Annotated in this window: 15 protein-coding genes; 5 read left to right on the forward strand and 10 right to left on the reverse strand. The window is 67.8% G+C overall.

What is annotated here, in order from left to right; all coding sequences use genetic code 11:
- The 6 genes from ACZ0AE_RS06695 to aptA form a co-directional block, all read right to left on the reverse strand.
- On the reverse strand, positions 1-306 hold the full coding sequence (locus ACZ0AE_RS06695) for an addiction module antidote protein (RefSeq protein WP_038689351.1): 306 nt from the start codon (positions 304-306) through the stop codon (positions 1-3).
- A 39-nt stretch (positions 307-345) separates the two neighbouring features.
- Positions 346-636 (reverse strand): type II toxin-antitoxin system RelE/ParE family toxin, encoded by a 291-nt coding sequence (locus ACZ0AE_RS06700; RefSeq protein WP_038692358.1) that lies wholly within the window; start codon positions 634-636, stop codon positions 346-348.
- 56 nt (positions 637-692) lie between these two features.
- A complete protein-coding gene (locus ACZ0AE_RS06705; RefSeq protein ID WP_181406228.1) occupies positions 693-1,091 on the reverse strand; it encodes a DUF4124 domain-containing protein in 399 nt (132 codons plus the stop codon).
- 97 nt (positions 1,092-1,188) lie between these two features.
- A complete protein-coding gene (locus ACZ0AE_RS06710; protein ID WP_038689349.1) occupies positions 1,189-2,481 on the reverse strand; it encodes a DUF445 domain-containing protein in 1,293 nt (430 codons plus the stop codon).
- 257 nt (positions 2,482-2,738) lie between these two features.
- Positions 2,739-3,611: a ParB N-terminal domain-containing protein gene (locus ACZ0AE_RS06715; protein ID WP_448133335.1), complete on the reverse strand. Its 873-nt coding sequence runs from the start codon at positions 3,609-3,611 to the stop codon at positions 2,739-2,741.
- Positions 3,612-3,711: 100 nt separating this feature from the next.
- Positions 3,712-5,064: an omega-aminotransferase AptA gene (aptA, locus tag ACZ0AE_RS06720; RefSeq protein WP_463600677.1), complete on the reverse strand. Its 1,353-nt coding sequence runs from the start codon at positions 5,062-5,064 to the stop codon at positions 3,712-3,714.
- 110 nt (positions 5,065-5,174) lie between these two features.
- Here aptA and ACZ0AE_RS06725 point away from each other — a divergent pair, with 110 nt between their 5' ends.
- Positions 5,175-6,677 (forward strand): aldehyde dehydrogenase, encoded by a 1,503-nt coding sequence (locus ACZ0AE_RS06725; RefSeq protein WP_463600678.1) that lies wholly within the window; start codon positions 5,175-5,177, stop codon positions 6,675-6,677.
- 106 nt (positions 6,678-6,783) lie between these two features.
- Entirely contained in the window at positions 6,784-8,076 is a 1,293-nt protein-coding gene (locus ACZ0AE_RS06730; protein ID WP_463600679.1) for an MFS transporter, read from the forward strand.
- Here the strand turns inward: ACZ0AE_RS06730 and ACZ0AE_RS06735 are convergent.
- A complete protein-coding gene (locus tag ACZ0AE_RS06735) occupies positions 8,057-8,518 on the reverse strand; it encodes a bacteriohemerythrin (protein ID WP_038689338.1) in 462 nt (153 codons plus the stop codon). The genes ACZ0AE_RS06730 and ACZ0AE_RS06735 overlap by 20 nt on opposite strands.
- Positions 8,519-8,588: 70 nt before the next feature.
- Positions 8,589-9,929, reverse strand: a complete 1,341-nt coding sequence (locus ACZ0AE_RS06740) for a GGDEF domain-containing response regulator (RefSeq protein ID WP_038689337.1) — start codon at positions 9,927-9,929, stop codon at positions 8,589-8,591.
- Between the two features lie 340 nt (positions 9,930-10,269).
- On the opposite strand from ACZ0AE_RS06740, the gene ACZ0AE_RS06745 reads away from it, so the two are divergent.
- A complete protein-coding gene (locus ACZ0AE_RS06745; protein WP_463600680.1) occupies positions 10,270-10,716 on the forward strand; it encodes a hypothetical protein in 447 nt (148 codons plus the stop codon).
- A gap of 96 nt (positions 10,717-10,812) precedes the next feature.
- Here the strand turns inward: ACZ0AE_RS06745 and ACZ0AE_RS06750 are convergent, their stop codons facing one another.
- Together ACZ0AE_RS06750 and ACZ0AE_RS06755 are read right to left on the reverse strand one after the other, a co-directional pair.
- Positions 10,813-12,441: an MASE1 domain-containing protein gene (locus ACZ0AE_RS06750; protein WP_463600681.1), complete on the reverse strand. Its 1,629-nt coding sequence runs from the start codon at positions 12,439-12,441 to the stop codon at positions 10,813-10,815.
- Between the two features lie 165 nt (positions 12,442-12,606).
- Positions 12,607-13,902 (reverse strand): NAD(P)/FAD-dependent oxidoreductase, encoded by a 1,296-nt coding sequence (locus ACZ0AE_RS06755; protein ID WP_463600682.1) that lies wholly within the window; start codon positions 13,900-13,902, stop codon positions 12,607-12,609.
- Positions 13,903-14,084: 182 nt separating this feature from the next.
- Here ACZ0AE_RS06755 and ACZ0AE_RS06760 point away from each other — a divergent pair, with 182 nt between their 5' ends.
- Entirely contained in the window at positions 14,085-14,843 is a 759-nt protein-coding gene (locus ACZ0AE_RS06760) for a gamma-glutamyl-gamma-aminobutyrate hydrolase family protein (RefSeq protein ID WP_038689329.1), read from the forward strand.
- Positions 14,840-16,273, forward strand: coding sequence for a glutamine synthetase family protein (locus tag ACZ0AE_RS06765; protein WP_038689327.1), 1,434 nt, complete (start codon positions 14,840-14,842; stop codon positions 16,271-16,273). Before ACZ0AE_RS06760 ends, ACZ0AE_RS06765 begins: the two co-directional genes overlap by 4 nt.
- Positions 16,274-16,286 lie beyond the last annotated feature (13 nt).

Here is a 16,286-nt window from a genome sequence, read left to right on the forward strand (position 1 = left end):
TCAGGCCTGCCCGGAGTGATCCAGCGGTGTCACCGTCAGCCGCACGCCGAGTGCGCCAAGCACGCGCTGCACCGTGTCAAAACGGGGATGCGCGCCGGGTTTGAGGGCTTTGTACAGGCTCTCGCGGCCGAGGCCGGTCGACTCGGCGATGTGGGCCATTCCGCGTGCGCGCGCCACGGCCTGCAGTGCATCCTGGAAATGCACCGCGTCGTCGGCGGCCAGCGCCTCGGTGAGGTACACCGCAATGGCGGCGTCGTCGACCAGGTGGTCGGCAGGGTCGAAGGCGAGAAGGTGAGGCTTGCGCATGGAGAGATTCCTGGAGAGAGAGCCGCGTGGCAGTGCGCGCTAGAGCTGGTCGGCGATCCGTTGCGCCTTCTTGATGTCCGATGCCTGGCTGTCCTTGCTGCCCGCACAGAGCAGGATGATCAATTGCTTGCCACGCCGCGTGAAGTACACGCGGTACCCCGGGCCATGATGGATGCGAAGCTCGCTGACACGGCCGCCGACCGGCTTGACGTCACCTTCGAGCCCATGGGCCAGGCGCTGGATGCGTTCTGCGATGAACGCGCGCGCTCGCGTGTCGCGCAACCGGCGCAGCCACCTGTCGAAGTCCTCGGTTGCCCGCACCGACGTCATGACGATGAGTGTATCTGATTGGATACTGGTTGCAAGCGGGCAGATGCCCGCTGCACTCACCGCTTCGCGCAGGCCTTCTTGATCTCGTCTTCGATGCGCGGCGGCGCGGTGCGCCCGAAGGCTTCGCTGATGTCGCGGCGCACACGCAGGTCGTCGCACTTTTCCGGGTCCACCGAACCGTCGATGACCGTACCGCGCACCGCCGGCTGACCGCGGCCGGCATCGGCCTGCATGCGCCGGCGGGCGTCGTACAGCTCGCGCTGGGCGCGGGTGCGTTCTTCCCAGCTGAGTTTGGGGTCGCGGGTGATCGGTCGGGTCACGCCGGTGTCCTGCTCGGGCGGGCAGGGCACGGTCTGGTAGATGGTCTGCCCGCCGGCGGCGCATTTGTACACGCGCCCGGCATGGGCGCTGCTGGCCAGCGCGCACAGCGCCAGCGCAAGGATGGTCCGTTGCATCATTCCCCCTGTGGGCCACACCAGCCCGGAATGCGCGGCAGAATACGCGAACCAATTCACAAAAACACCCGGTCAATCCGTCAACCGGGCGGGGTGCCTACCAGTGCATCCACACCGTCAGGGCGTGCAGCAGCAGGCCGATCAGGCCGCCCACCAGGGTGCCGTTGAAGCGGATGAACTGCAGGTCGCGGCCGACGCTCAGTTCCAGCTGTTCGACCAGGTGGCGCTCGTCCCAGCCCTTGACGGTCTGCGCGATGTGCTGGGTGACACCCTCGCGCAGGCGGCTGGTCAGCCGTTCGGCGCCGTCCATCAGGTGCTGGTTGAGCGCATCGCGCAGCGACGGATCGTCCTGCAGCGCCTGCCCGACCGAGGCCAGGCTGCGGCGCAGGTGGCCGGCCAGTGCCGAGTCCTCACTGGACAGGTCCGCGCGCAGGCTGGCGTGGATGCGCTCCCACAGGCCCTGCACATAGTCCTGCACGGCCGGATGGTCGATGATCTGCTGCTTGATCTGGTCGATCTTCCCGGCCAGCGCCGGGTCGGTGCGCAGGCGCTGGATATAGTCGGCCAGCCAGGTTTCGTAATCCCGCCGCAGCGGGTGCTCGGGCTGGGCCAGAATCTGCTGCAGCTCGGCCAGCACCGCGTGCGCCATGCGCTCGGCCAGGCTGTCGCCGATCTCGTCGATCGGCTTGACCCAGTTCACGGTGCTGGCCAGCTTGGGCCACTCGCGCTGGATGTAGCGCACGATCAGCTCGGACGCGCGCTGCTTCACCGATTCGTTGTCCAGCCACTCGCTGACCCGGGTCAGGCCCTCGTCGAGCACGCGCTGGTGGCGGTTGTCGGCGGTGAGCAGGCCCAGCAGCTCGCCGGCGGTGGCTGCGGCATTCCACTGGCGCAGCTGCTGGATCACAAAGCCCTGGATGCTGCGCCGTACCGCCGCCTCGTCCAGGAAGTCCAGCGCCTGCAGTGCCCAGCCGCGGGCCATGTCGGCCAACAGCCGCGACCGTGCCGGGTCGGCCAGCCAGCTGCCCAGCCGGCTGGCCGGATCGAACACCTGCAACCGCGCCAGCAGCGCCTGCGGTTCCAGGAACTGGTCGCGCACGAACACCGCCAGGCTGTCGGCGATGCGGTCCTTGCTGTGCGGGATGATCGCGGTGTGCGGAATGGGCAGGCCCAGCGGCCGCCGGAACAGCGCCACCACGGCGAACCAGTCGGCCAGCGCGCCCACGGCGGCGGCCTCGCAGAACGCCGACACCCACGCCCAGATGCCGCGCTCGCCCTGCAGATGGCTGATGACGAAGCCGGCCAGCATGGCCAGCAGCATCGCCAGCGCGATAAGTTTAAGACGGCGCAGCTGCGCGCGGCGGGGATCGGGCGGAGAAATAGGCGTCATCCCCACAGTCTACCCACCCCCGTATGAGCACCCGGTAGTGCCGGCCGCTGGCCGGCAACCAGGCGAACCCCGACAGAACGGTAGTGCCGGCCGCTGGCCGGCAACCCCGCACCCCGTACCGAAGCCAACCGGTAGTGCCGGCCGCTGGCCGGCAACCACGCACCCCGTCCGAAAGGCCACGGCGTTGCACGCACGAAGCGCAGCCGGGCAGAGCCCGGCTCTACGGGGATCGCGCTGCAGCCGGGCAGAGCCCGGCGTTACTCGGCCAGCTGCTTGCGCAGTGCCGCCAGCTGCTGGCGCAGGGCGTCGTTTTCCAGCGTCAGCGCAATCACCCGCTGGCGCAGTTCGGCGGGGCCTTCGCCCAATGCGTTGAGCGCGTCGGCAATCTCGGCTTCGCGGCTGGGGTCCACCTCGGTGTCACCGTCGGCGCTGTGCAGCACCTCCTGCACCGGCTTACGCGGCTTGCGCTTGGCCTCGCGCACGCGCTTGGCGGCCTGCTTCAGTTCGTCCTTGCCGCCCACGGCCGCAGCGCGCTGCTCATCCTCGGGCAGGTCGGCCACCGCCGCGGCGGCGCTGATCGAGATCACCCCGGTCTTCACCGCCTCCACCAGCTCCGGCGCGGCCTGCTTGTGGATGCGCTCGATCATCGTCACCTGGCTGCTGCTCAGGCGCGCTTCGCGGGCCATGTCGGCGCGGCTGACCTTCGGCGCCGGTGCCCACGGCGGGCTGTCCTCATCGCCTTCAGGGCTGGCATCGGCGATCTCGCCGTCGCTTTCCTTCTGCAGCTGGGCCTGCTCGGCACGATGGCGCTCGGCCAGGATGTCGCGCTTGCGCAGGGCCAGCACGCCGCGCTGGAAGTCCGACACGCTGCGCCGCCCCAGGTGCTGCTCGATCATCCACAGGTGCACGTCGTCCATCGACTGGAAACGGGTGTTCTGCACGGTCTGGAACGGCAAGTCGTGCTTCTGGCAGATGCCGAAACGGTTATGCCCGTCCACCAGCACATCGCCCCACAGCACCAGCGCATCGCGGCAGCCTTCGGCCAGGATGCTGCGCTCCAGCGCGTCGTGCTCGTCGGTGGTCAGGGGATCGATGTAGGCCTTGAGTTCTTCTTTGACAACAATGTCCATGCAATCCGGTACGCGAGCCAACGTGACCGACCATTGTAATGGGGCGGGGTAGTCGCGTCCCGGTCGCCGGGTTCAGACAGGCCGGCCGGCAGGCACGGCCTCAGGCGGTGGCGTTGATCATGTCGCCCAGGATCTCCACGATGCGGTCGATCTGCGCCTTGTCGATGATCAACGGCGGCGACAGCGCGATCACGTCACCGGTGCAGCGCACCAGCAGGCTGCCATCGCGGAAGCAGCGCTCGAACACCTCATAGCCACGCGCGCCGGGCGCATCCTTGCGCGGCATCAGCTCCACCGCGCCGATCAGCCCGAAAGTGCGGATGTCCACCACGTGCGGCAGGCCGCGCAGGCTGTGCAGCGCCGATTGCCAGTACTCGCCCAGCTCGATGGCACGCTCGAACAGGTGCTCCTCGGCATAGGTGTCCAGCGTGGCCAGCGCGGCCGTGCAGGCCAGCGGGTGGGCCGAATAGGTATAGCCGTGGAACAGCTCGATCGCCGCCGGCGGGCCCTGCATGAAGGCCGCATGCACCGCATCGGACACCAGCGTGGCACCCATCGGCACCGCGCCGTTGGTGAGCCCCTTGGCCAGTGTCATCAGGTCCGGGGTTACCCCGAAGCGCTGCGCGGCGAATGCGTTGCCTACGCGGCCGAAGCCGGTGATCACCTCGTCGAACACCAGCAGGATGCCGTGCTGGTCGCAGATCTCGCGCAGCCGCTGCAGGTAGCCCGGCGCCGGCAGGATCACCCCGGCCGAGCCGGCGACCGGTTCGACGAACACCGCGGCGATGGTGGAGGCATCGTGCAGCGCGATCAGCCGCTCCAGGTCCTCGGCCAGCTCGGCGCCATGCCGTGGCAGGCCGGGGCTGAACGCATTGCGCTGCAGGTCCAGGGTGTGGCGCAGGAAATCGCTGCCGGCCAGCAATGACCCGAACTGCTTGCGGTTGTTGGGCAGCCCGCCAATGGACATGCCGCCGAACCCGACCCCGTGGTAGGCCTTTTCACGGCCGATGAAGCGGGTGCGCTGCCCCTCACCGCGCAGGCGGTGGTAGCCCAGCACGATCTTCATCGCGGTATCCACCGCTTCGGAACCGGAGTTGCTGAAGAACACGTGGTTCAGCGGTGCCGGTGCCAGCGCGGCCAGGCGCTGGGCCAGCACGAACGGCAACGGCGTGCCCATCTGGAAGGGCGGGGCGAAGTCCAACGTGGCGGCTTGCTGCTGGATCGCCTGCACGATGCGCGGTCGCGCATGGCCGGCGTTACAGCACCACAACCCGGCCGCGGCATCCAGCACCGGGCGGTCGTCGACATCGTGGTAATACATGCCTTCGGCCCGCACCAGCAGGCGCGGTGACGCCTTGAACTGGCGGTTGGCGCTGAACGGCATCCAGAACGCGTCCATCGTGTCGGGGCGCTGCTGGGACAGGGACGACAACGGGTGTTCGGCACGGCGCATCGGCAACTCCGCAGGGAACCGGATGGTCACGACTCTATCGCAGATGCATCACGGCGCGGGGTGAGGACGGTGGGTATAAAGGGGGCCGATAGCCACTGCTGGAGACCCCGATGACCGCTGCCCGTACCCGCGAGGAATGGCAACGCCAGGCCGATGCGCTGGTGGTGAATGGCCAGGCCTTCATCGATGGCCGTTACGTGGACGCCGCCGATGGCGCGCGCTTTGCCTGCATCAGCCCGATCGACGGCCGCGTACTGGCCCAGGTGGCCGACTGCGGCAGCGCCGACGTGGACCGCGCGGTGGCGGCCGCACGGCGCGCTTTCGATGCCGGGCACTGGTCGCGCGCTGCGCCGGTCCACCGCAAGGCGCTCATGCTGCGTCTGGCCGACCTGGTGGAACAGCACGCCGACGAGCTGGCGCTGCTGGAAAGCCTGGACATGGGCAAGCCGGTGCGTGACGCGCGCCAGGGCGACCTGCCGGGTGCGGTGCGCTGCCTGCGCTGGACCGCCGAGGCCATCGACAAGGTGTACGGCGAGATCGCCCCGACCGCACCGGACATGCTGGGCCTGGTCAGCCGCGAGCCGGTGGGCGTGGTGGCGGCCATCGTGCCGTGGAACTTCCCGCTGCTGATGGCCTGCTGGAAGATCGCCCCGGCGCTGGCGGCCGGCAATTCGCTGGTGCTCAAGCCGTCCGAGCGGTCGCCGCTGAGTGCGATCCGGCTGGCGGCACTGGTCGCCGAGGCCGGTATCCCCGAAGGCGTGTTCAACGTGCTGCCCGGCGACGGAAAGCGCGCCGGCGAGCCGTTGGCGCTGCACATGGACGTGGACGCCCTGGCCTTCACCGGCTCCACCGCAGTGGGCCGGCGCCTGCTGCAGTGCGCCGGGTTGTCCAACCTCAAGCGCACCTGGCTGGAATGCGGCGGCAAGAGCCCGAACCTGGTGTTCGCCGATGCGCCCGATCTGGACAAGGCGGCCGAAGCGGCCGCCACCGGCATCTTCTACAACCAGGGCGAGGTCTGCACCGCGGCGTCGCGGCTGCTGGTGCAGCGCTCCATCCAGGACGAATTCGTGACCCGCGTGCTGGCCCATGCACGGCGCATGCAGCCCGGCCACCCATTCGATCCGGACGCGCCGATGGGAGCGCTGGTCGACAACGCCCATGCCGACCACGTGCTTGAGCACATCAACCGCGGCCAGGCCGAAGGCGCGCGGCTGCTGCTGGGCGGCAAGCGAGTGGAGGTGGTGGCCGGTGGCAGCTACGTGCAGCCCACCGTGTTCGACGAGGTGGACGCCGGCCACAGCATCGCGCGCGAGGAAATCTTCGGGCCGGTGCTGTCGGTGCTGGGCTTCGACCACGAGGCCGATGCGGTGCGGCTGGCCAACGATTCACGCTACGGCCTGGCCGCCGGGCTGTGGACCCGCGACCTGGGCCGCGCGCATCGGGTGGCGCGCCAGCTGCGCGCGGGCAGCGTGTGGGTGAACCAGTGGGATGGCGGCGACATGACCGCGCCGTTCGGCGGCTACAAGCAGTCCGGCATCGGCCGCGACAAATCGCTGCACGCCTTCGACAAGTACACCGAGCTCAAGGCCACCTGGATCCACCTGGGCGAGTGAGCGCGCCGGGCCAGCGTGCCGGCGGCGACGGTCACGTCTGCAACCATCGGCCGCAGCGTCGTGCGGCCATGGCAGAATCGGGCAGCTGCCCTTTTGCGTGTGCCCGATGTCGACTCCCGCTGCACCTGCTGCCAACTCCCCGCGCCGGATCCTGCTGGCCAGCCTGATCGGCACCACCATCGAGTTCTTCGATTTCTACATCTACGCCACGGCGGCGGTGCTGGTGTTCCCGCACCTGTTCTTCCCCGACAGCAGCGACGGCGCGGCCCTGCTGCAGTCGCTGGCCACCTTCGCGGTGGCCTTCATCGCGCGGCCGGTGGGCTCGGCGGTGTTCTGCCACTACGGCGACCGGATCGGACGCAAGGCCACGCTGGTGGCCGCACTGTTGACCATGGGCGTGTCCACCGTGGCGATCGGCCTGCTGCCGACGCACGCCAGCATCGGCATCCTCGCCCCGGCCCTGCTGGCGCTGTGCCGGTTCGGCCAGGGCCTTGGGCTGGGCGGTGAGTGGGGCGGGGCGGTGCTGCTGGCCACCGAGAACGCGCCGCCGGGCAAGCGCGCCTGGTACGGCATGTTCCCGCAGCTGGGTGCGCCGCTGGGCTTCCTGCTGTCGGCCGGCATCTTCCTGCTGCTGGGGCGGGCGATGAGCGATGCCGACTTCCTGCAGTGGGGCTGGCGCGTTCCGTTCCTGGCCAGCTCGCTGCTGGTGGCGGTGGGCCTGTGGGTCCGCCTGAACATCCATGAGACCCCGCAGTTCCAGGCCGCGCTGGACCGCAACGAGCGGGTCAAGCTGCCCATGTGGACGGTCATGCGCGAACACGGCCTGACCTTGGTGCTGGGCACGCTGGGCGCGTTCGCCACGTTCGTGCTGTTCTACCTGATGACGGTGTTTACCCTGGGCTACGGCACCACCGTGCTGCAGTACAGCCGCGAGCAGTTCCTGCTGCTGCAGATGGTGGGCATCCTGTTCTTCGCGGCCGGCATTCCGTTGTCGGCACTGTACGGCGACCGCTGGGGCACGCGCCGCACCATGATCGTGGCCAGCGGCCTGATCCTCGCGTTCGGCATCGTGTTCGCCCCGCTGTTCCAGGCCGGCAGCCCGTGGCTGGTGCTGGGCTTCCTGTCACTGGGGCTGTTCCTGATGGGCCTCACCTACGGCCCGTGCGGCACCTTCCTGGCCGAAATCTACCCGGTGCAGGTGCGCTACACCGGGGCGTCGCTGTCGTTCAACCTGGCCGGCATCCTGGGCGCGGCCCCGGCGCCGTATGTGGCCACCTGGCTGGCCGAGCGCTTCGGCCTGCTGGCGGTGGGCTTCTACCTGTGCGGCACCGCGCTGGTAACCATCCTGGCGCTGCTGGCCATGGGCCGGCGCGCGGCCGTCAGCGGAAGAAGCGCTTGAGCGTGCGCCCCAGCCAGCCACCCTGCTGGTGCTCGCGGGCGAACTGGTTCAGGTGCAGCTTGACCTGCGGCGCATAGGCCTTGTCGTCGCCACGGATGTGGTTGAACAGCCAGCGCGACAGCATGGTGCGCAGTTCGTCGCTGATGTCTTCGCCGGCCTGGAAGCGCAGGCGGTACTCGGCCACGCGCTTGATGAAAATCTCATGCACGCGCTTGTGCGCCGCACAGAACGGGTAGCCGGCTTCCTCCATCAGCTCTTCCTCGAAGGCGAAGTGCGACATGGTGTAGTCCACCAGTTCGTCGATCACCTCGGCCACCGCCAGCCGTTGCAGGCTGGTCTGCGCCACGTGCAGGTGGTTGAGCATCTCCACGATCCGCATGTGCTGGTGGTCGATGACGTCGATGCCGATGTTCAGGTCGTCCTGCCAGACCAGAAGTGCCATGGTGCGTTCCCTGTGGTGTTCAACTGGGAACGACTCTAGGTCGATCGCGACACGCTCGCGTTGATCTCGATCAAGGCGCCAGCGCGGTTTCCCGGGCGGCACTGGCCACGCTGGTACAGCTCACCCGGTTGCGCCCGCCAGCCTTGGCCAGGTACAGCTGGCGGTCGGCTTCGGAGATCAGACGGTGCAGGGAATCGCGCTGCGGGCGCAGGCAGCACAGCCCGATGCTGACGGTCATGCGCAGGGTGGTGTCGCCCAGCTTCACCTCCAGCGCGGCAATGCGCTCGCGCAGCATTTCGAAGTAGCCACGCGCCTCGTCTTCCTCCAGCCCCGGCACCAGCAGGCAGAATTCCTCGCCGCCGAAGCGGGCGATCAGGTCCTGGTCGCGGGCGTGGCCCGCCACCGCAGCGGCCACGGCGCGCAGCGCATCGTCGCCGGCCTCATGGCCGTGGGTGTCGTTGATGTGCTTGAAGTGGTCGATGTCGATCATCGCCACCGCCACCAGATCATCGTTGTGGTGCAGCTGCGGCAGCTGGCGCTGGCTCTGTTCCAGGAAGCTGCGCCGGTTCGGCAGCCCGGTCAGGAAGTCGCGCGTGGCCAGGTCCTGCAGGGTGCCGATCAGCTCAAGCTGGTCCACGTTCTGCGACACGCGGCAGAAGAACTCTTCGCGTGAGAATGGCTTGCGCAGGAAGTCGTTGGCCCCGTTCTTGAGGAAGCGCGGGATCAGCGAGGGGTCGGTGTTGCCGGAAATGCCGATCACCGCCACCTTGTCGCGCGAGCGCAGGGTGCGCAGCCGGCGGGTGAACTCCACCCCCTCCATGCCGGGCATCTCCTGGTCGACCACGGCGAGCCGGATCGCCGGGTGCGCCTCGATCGCCTTCAGGCCCTCGGCGCCGTCGGCCGCCTCGTACACGGTGTGGCCGTACATGCGCAGCAGCGAGGCGGCGTACATCCGCGCCGACATCGAATCATCCACCACCAGGGCCGCGATGCGCCGGTTGCGCTCCAGCCGCTGCACCAGCCACACCAGGTAGTCGATGCTGCCGGGGGTGTTCTTCAGGACGTAATCGATGATCTGCTGCTGCAGCACGCGCTTGCGCAGGTCTTCGTCGTAGACGCCGCTGACCACCACCGTGGGCAACCCGCGCGACAGAAAGAACTCCACCACATTGTCGCGGTCGCCATCGGCCAGCACCAGCCCGGTCAGGACCAGGAACCAGCCCTGTTCCTCGTCGAGCAGCCGCCCGGCCTCGGCCAGACTGGTGGCCACGAACACGGGCAGCTCCAGCCGCTGCTCGATCGCCTCGCGCAGCATGCTGGTGAAGGTGCGCGAGTTTTCCACCAGCAGGATCCGCTGGGGTAAGGCATCACCGGGGTCGCTGTCGAAAGCGCCCTGCAACAGAGCCGGCATGTGGCGTACGCTCGATTTCGAGTGGGTCGGCAGATATAGCGGCGATTTCACATGCAACTTTAGGGTGGATTGGCTGGCCTCGCAGCGGTGCCGGTTGGGCCGGGCGATGCTGGGCGCCCCAAGCTGCTGCGCCGGTGGGACCCCGGGCGCCAGACCGGGCCTGCGAAAACGTCAGCCGCGCGCTGCGTGGCACTGATGACACTGCCGGGGCCTGATACCCATGCTGGCGCGGCAAGCGAAACTGGGTCATTTCGCTTTAGGAATACTGTCAAGGAATATATGCCCGTGGCAACGATAGAATCGTCTGGCTGTTTCCATTACTTATACTCTGGAGGTGCTTGTGCGAATTTCCCGCGTTCGTGATGTGGTTTTGGCCGTAAGCCTGCTCTCGATGCCGTTCGTTGCGGCAGCCGCCTGCTGTCCGAGCGATGGCAACGGTATTGCGTTGGCCAAAAGCGGTATGGGTGAATCGCTTCCTCTGGCCGTGAACCTGAGCCAGGATCCCAACTGGCTGGTTTACGGTTTTGAGCGCGATGGAATCTCGTATTACCAGGTAAATGATCTTGCAGGCCAGGTGCGCGTGATCGTCGGCAAGATCGACGACCAGTTCTTCACCCTGCCGGCCGGGAAGAGCCCCGCGCGCACCTCGTTGCCGTCGCAACGCCTGGTCGTGCCGGGCAACGCCGTGCGCCGCGAGGTGTACAGGCGTGCCGAGTTCGCGCTGGTGGTGTACGGCGAGGGCAATGACGCCATCTGGTCCGTCGAGGTTCCCGCCAACGGCGGTTGATGTCCTGCGTGGTCCAGCAGGGAGCAGGAAACGTCTGCAGGTGGCTCAGGCCACCTGTAGATCCCCGTCGCGATCTGCAGGGCACCCGGGCCGACGCTAGAGTGCGTTTTCGCGTAGCACGAGTGGGGTCTGCACCGACTGTCTGGCGGTAGGTGCGGGTGCATCCACCAGAAGCATTCGGATCCGATTGCGGTGGCAGGTCACGGTTCCGCCATAGGCCAACGCTCGCGCTGCCAGACGTTCGGTGACCAAGGCCATGGTTGCCGGGGACAGGGTGCGGTTGACGTCCAACAGCCCCACGGTGACCAGAATGCCGCGGTGCTGCTGGAACTGACCGCAACGCGCGCGTACTTGAATCTGCCCGTATTCGTTCTTGAGGAGAATGGATACCGCGTCGGTGAGCGTCCGGTAGGTGGCCAACTGAAGTCCTACGCTCAACCTGCACGGATCTCCTCCCAGGCGAGGGCGCGATACCCTGTCGGTCGCGTCCCACGCTTCACGGGCACCGCTTACCTGCAGGGCAAGGTAAAGACCCACCTGCTCAAGCGCCGTTGGGTACACCATGCTGGTCTGCTCACGGAATTGCCGCGAATGGGCCGCCGAGGCACGCAGCAGCCGCTCGGCAGGCTCGTGGTGCCCGTGCCGCCTCAGCAGTTCAACCGTTTCCTGGATGGATACGTCCAGACCATCGGCGATCTTTCTCAGGCCGAGCGCCCGTTCGCGCAGGTCCATCTCGCTGGCGATGTGCGCTGTCCTGGAAAGCGTGAGTGCCCGCTTGCCGTCCAGGTCGCGGCGCGCGTACTGGTGGAAGTAGTGGCTGATCTGCGCGCCCAAGGCGAGCAGCGCGGTACCGGCAAGCGCGATGATCTGCTGGGTGGCGAAGGTGGGCGCGTCGAACGAGCCCGGCAGGCCGGTACTTGGGGTGGTCGCGCTGATGATCAGGTTCAGCAGCGGCACGCCTACCGCGGCGCCACGCCAGCCGTGCATGCAGGTCAAGGCAACCACGGGCAGGGCCATCATCAGTTGCAGGCTGGTTTTGGTCACGTCGCCATCGGCGGCGGCCAGGCGGGTCAAAACGGCAAGCACCAGCAGGGATGACAGCGCGATGACCGTCGGGAGCCCGCGCCATGCCTGCCAGTCGTAGCGCGCTCCGCGTTTAGTCCAGAGCAGCGCCAAGGGGGCGAGCGTCAGTATTCCGATGTAATCGCCCAGTGCGAATCGCGCTGCGCTGCTGAGGATGGGCAGGCTGGGCGGTATGGGCCACAACAGATGCGACAGTCCAAGCTTCAGAACCGTGGCCACCAGTGCGGCGGTCGCGGCGACCGAGAGAAGCCACACCTCCGTCTGCGCCGTCATCATCCTGCGATGCAGGCGTACCACCAGAGCCACCGCCGGCATCATGCATGCTGACGCGATCACGACCCAGGCCAGCCCGTACTTGTCGATCATGGGATACCGCATCTGAGCGAAGTACGCGTACTCACCCAGGATCAGGTACGGCCAGAGTCGGGCAGGGCAGAGCAGCAGGGCGGCCACCCGGACGCCGGCGGGCAGATAGAACTGATCAAGCGATATCTGTCGTGCGCCCCAACAGGCGAAGGCGTACAACACGGCAACGGCGAACCCGGCTGGCCGGATACGCAGGTTGAGTTGAAGTCCATTTCTCCACCAATCCAATCGTTGGTCCCTCCTGCTGTTCGTGCCGATACCCGTGCGTGTCGACATGGAAACTCATCAGCGCGACAGTATCGACTGATCCCTGCGCATGCAATCGTCGCGGGCGATTATCGGAATTCAATGAGGCGCGGCGGGCGTGAAGGGCCGCGCATTATCTATATCTGAATGTGATGCATGTCGCTATTTCTGTTGAAGCGAAATCTCCATCGCTGTTCACCACAACGCATCCCGCAGTTTGTACCAGGACATCGCCGCCACCAGCAGCGGCGTGCGCAGCAGCCGGCCGCCAGGGAATGGCCGGTGGGGGATGCGTTCGAAGACATCCAGGCGCGCGTTCTGCCCGGCGATGGCCTCGGCCAGCACGGCGCCGGCGAGCCCGGTTGCTGCCACGCCATGGCCCGAGAAGCCCTGTGCGAAGTACACGTTGGGGGTCAGCCGGCCCCAATGCGGCGCGCGGTTGCGGGTGATGTCGACGTAGCCGCCCCAGACCTGTTCCATGCCCACGTCGGCCAACTGGGGGAACACCTGGTGCATGCGCCGGGTCATCACCCCGCGCAGCCCGGGTGGCGGCAGGGCGGAGTAACTGGCGCGCCCGCCGAACAAGAGGCGGTGATCGGCGCTGAGCCGGAAGTAGTCCAGCGCCCAGCTGACATCGGCCACGGCCATGCCGTTGCGGATCAGCGACCGGGCGCGTTCGGCACCCAGCACCTGCGAGGCGCCGATATAGGTGCCCACCGGCATGATCCGGGTTTCCAGCTCCGGGGCGATGCCCTGCAGCCAGGCGTTGCCGGCGATCACCACGTGGTCGGCGCTGATGCTGCCGTGAGCGGTGCGCAGCTGCGGACGCGGGCCCCGCACCAACTGGATGACCGGCGATTGCTCGTGGATCACCACGCCCAGGCCTTCTGCCGCGCGTGCCAGGCCCTGTGCATAGGCCAGCGGCTGCAGGTGGCCGCTGGCCGCATCGAACATGGCCCCGGTATAGCGCGGGCTGTCCAGCTGCGCCTGCAGTTGGGTACGGTCCCACCACTGCAGCGGATAGTCGTAGCGCTCGGCCAGATCAAGCAGCCCGGCACGCAGCGCGCGCTCCTGGCGGGCCGTGATCGGCACGCTGGCGTGGCCATCGTGCCAGTCGCAGTCGATCTGGTAGTGCTGCAGGCGGTGGCGCAGCAAGGCCATGCCGTCGCGCGAATAGTCAAACAGCAGCCGCGCGTCTTCGGCGCCCACCAGCTGTTCCAGCGTATCCACTTCACACCCGTAGCCGACGATGGCCTGGCCGCCATTGCGCCCGGAAGCGCCCCAGCCCACCCGGTGCGCTTCCAGCACGCTGACCCGGTAGCCGCGCTCGGCCAGCGACAGCGCTGCTGACAGGCCGGTGTAGCCCGCGCCCAATACGCACACATCGGTAGCGTGGTCGCCGGCCAGGGCCGGGCGCAGCGGTTGCGCCGGCAGGCTGTCGGCATACCAGCTGGATACATGGTCCTGGCCAGCGCGGCTCACGGCGTGCACCTGCAGGGGGCGGTGGGGACGTCAATCATGGTGACAGCATGCCAGCAACGATGCGCGGTGACAGCGCGCAGTCTGTCGCAGGCATCGCAGCCGGCATGTGAGGGCGCATGCCCCCGGCAAGGCGTGTTGCGCCACGCCCGGCCACGGCGCTACCGTGGCAACAGGTCATCGGAGCATGCCGCATGGTCGCGCCCCCTTGGGTTGGCCTGCCCACCGACAGTACGCCGCTGGGCCACCACCGTTTCGCGGTGGCCGGCGAGAAGTACGTGCATGCGCTGGCCGTGGCGGCCGGTGCCACGCCGGTGCTGCTGCCCAGCCTGCAGCCCCCGTTGCCGGCCGCGCACTGGCTGGACCGGCTCGACGGTCTGTTACTGACCGGTGCAGTGAGCAACATCGAGCCGCATCACTACGGCGGTGCGCCCACCTGGCCGGGCAACCGGCACGACCCGGCGCGCGACGCCAATGCGCTGTCGCTGCTGCAGGCCGCATTGGAACGCGACATGCCGGTGCTGGCGATCTGCCGGGGGTTCCAGGAAGTGAACGTGGTGCTGGGCGGCACCTTGCATGCGCGCGTGCACGCGGTGCCCGGGCTGGCCGATCACCGCGAGGACCCGGCCGCGCCGGTGGAGCAGCAGTACGCGCCGGCGCACGCCGTGCAGTTGACCGGCGGCGGCTGGCTGGCGGCATGGGCCGGCGCAGACCGTGTGAAGGTCAATTCGGTGCACGGGCAGGGCATTGATCGCCTCGCCAACGGCCTGCGGGTGGAGGCCCGCGCCGACGATGGCCTGGTGGAAGCCGCGCGCAGCGACGCCCACACCTTCGTGCTCGGGGTACAGTGGCACCCGGAATGGCGTGTTACCGACCATCCCTTCCATCACCGCATTTTCCAAGCCTTCGGCGATGCTTGTCGCCGTTACTCCTGCAAAGCAGACCGGTCATGACCACCCGAACGCGTTCGCGTAAAGCCACAGCCCCGCGCAAAGCGGCCTCTTCTTCGCGCAAAGCCGCTCCGCCGCCCGTGCCCGAAGAAAGCACGCTGCTGCGCTGGCTCAAGGACCGGCGCATCACCGAGGTGGAGTGCCTGGTGCCGGACATCACCGGCAACGCGCGCGGCAAGATCATTCCGGCCGACAAGTTCTCGCACGATTACGGCACGCGCCTGCCGGAGGGCATCTTCGCCACCACGGTTACCGGCGAGTTCCCGGACGACTACTACGAGCTGACCTCACCGTCGGATTCGGACATGATCCTGCGCCCGGATGCCGACACCGTGCGCATGGTGCCGTGGGCCACCGATCCCACCGCCCAGGTCATCCATGACTGTTTCACCAAGACCGGCGAGCCGCATGAACTCGCGCCGCGCAATGTGCTGCGGCGCGTCCTCAATGCCTATGCCGAACTCGGCCTGCGCCCGGTGGTGGCGCCGGAGCTGGAGTTCTTCCTGGTGCAGAAGAACACCGACCCGGACTTCCCGCTGCTGCCGCCGGCCGGCCGCTCCGGGCGTCCTGAAACCGCGCGCCAGTCCTACTCCATCGATGCAGTCAACGAGTTCGATCCGATCCTCGATCTGATGTACGACTACTGCGATGCCATGAAGCTGGACGTGGACACGCTGATCCACGAATCCGGCGCGGCACAGCTGGAGGTCAATTTCACCCACGCCAATGCGATGGATCTGGCCGACCAGGTGTTCCTGTTCAAGCGCACCATGCGGGAGTCGGCGATGCGCCACGGCATCTACGCCACCTTCCTGGCAAAGCCGATGGAGAACGAGCCGGGCAGTGCGATGCACATCCACCAGAGCCTGCTGCGGATCAGCGACGGCAGCAACGTGTTCACCGGCGAGCACGGCGGTGAGGATTTCAGCCCGTTGTTCGGGCACTACCTGGCCGGCCTGCAGAAGTACGTGCCGGCGGCGATGGCGTTCTTCGCGCCGAACGTGAACTCCTACCGCCGGCTGATGTTCGGCGAGGTCTCCCCGAGCAACGTGCACTGGGGCTTCGACAACCGCACCTGCGGGCTGCGCGTGCCGCTGGATACGCCGGAGAACATGCGGGTGGAAAGCCGGTTCGCCGGCTCCGATGCCAACCCCTACCTGGCTATCGCCGCCACCCTGGCCGCCGGCCTGCTCGGCATCCGCGAGCAGGGCTCCCCCACCGCGCCGATCAGCGGCAGCGCCAAGGAACTGGGCTACGACCTGCCGCGCTCGCTGGGCGAGGCCCTGGACGGGCTGGAGGGCTGCCCGGAACTGCGCGAGATGCTGGGCGAGCGCTTCTGCCGGGCCTATGTGTCGGTCAAGCGCAAGGAATACGAGACTTTCTTCCGCGTGATCAGCTCGTGGGAGCGTGAATTCCTGCTGCTCAACGTCTGAACGGCGCCGCGTC

It is taken from the genome of Stenotrophomonas sp. AC248 (assembly GCF_979258185.1).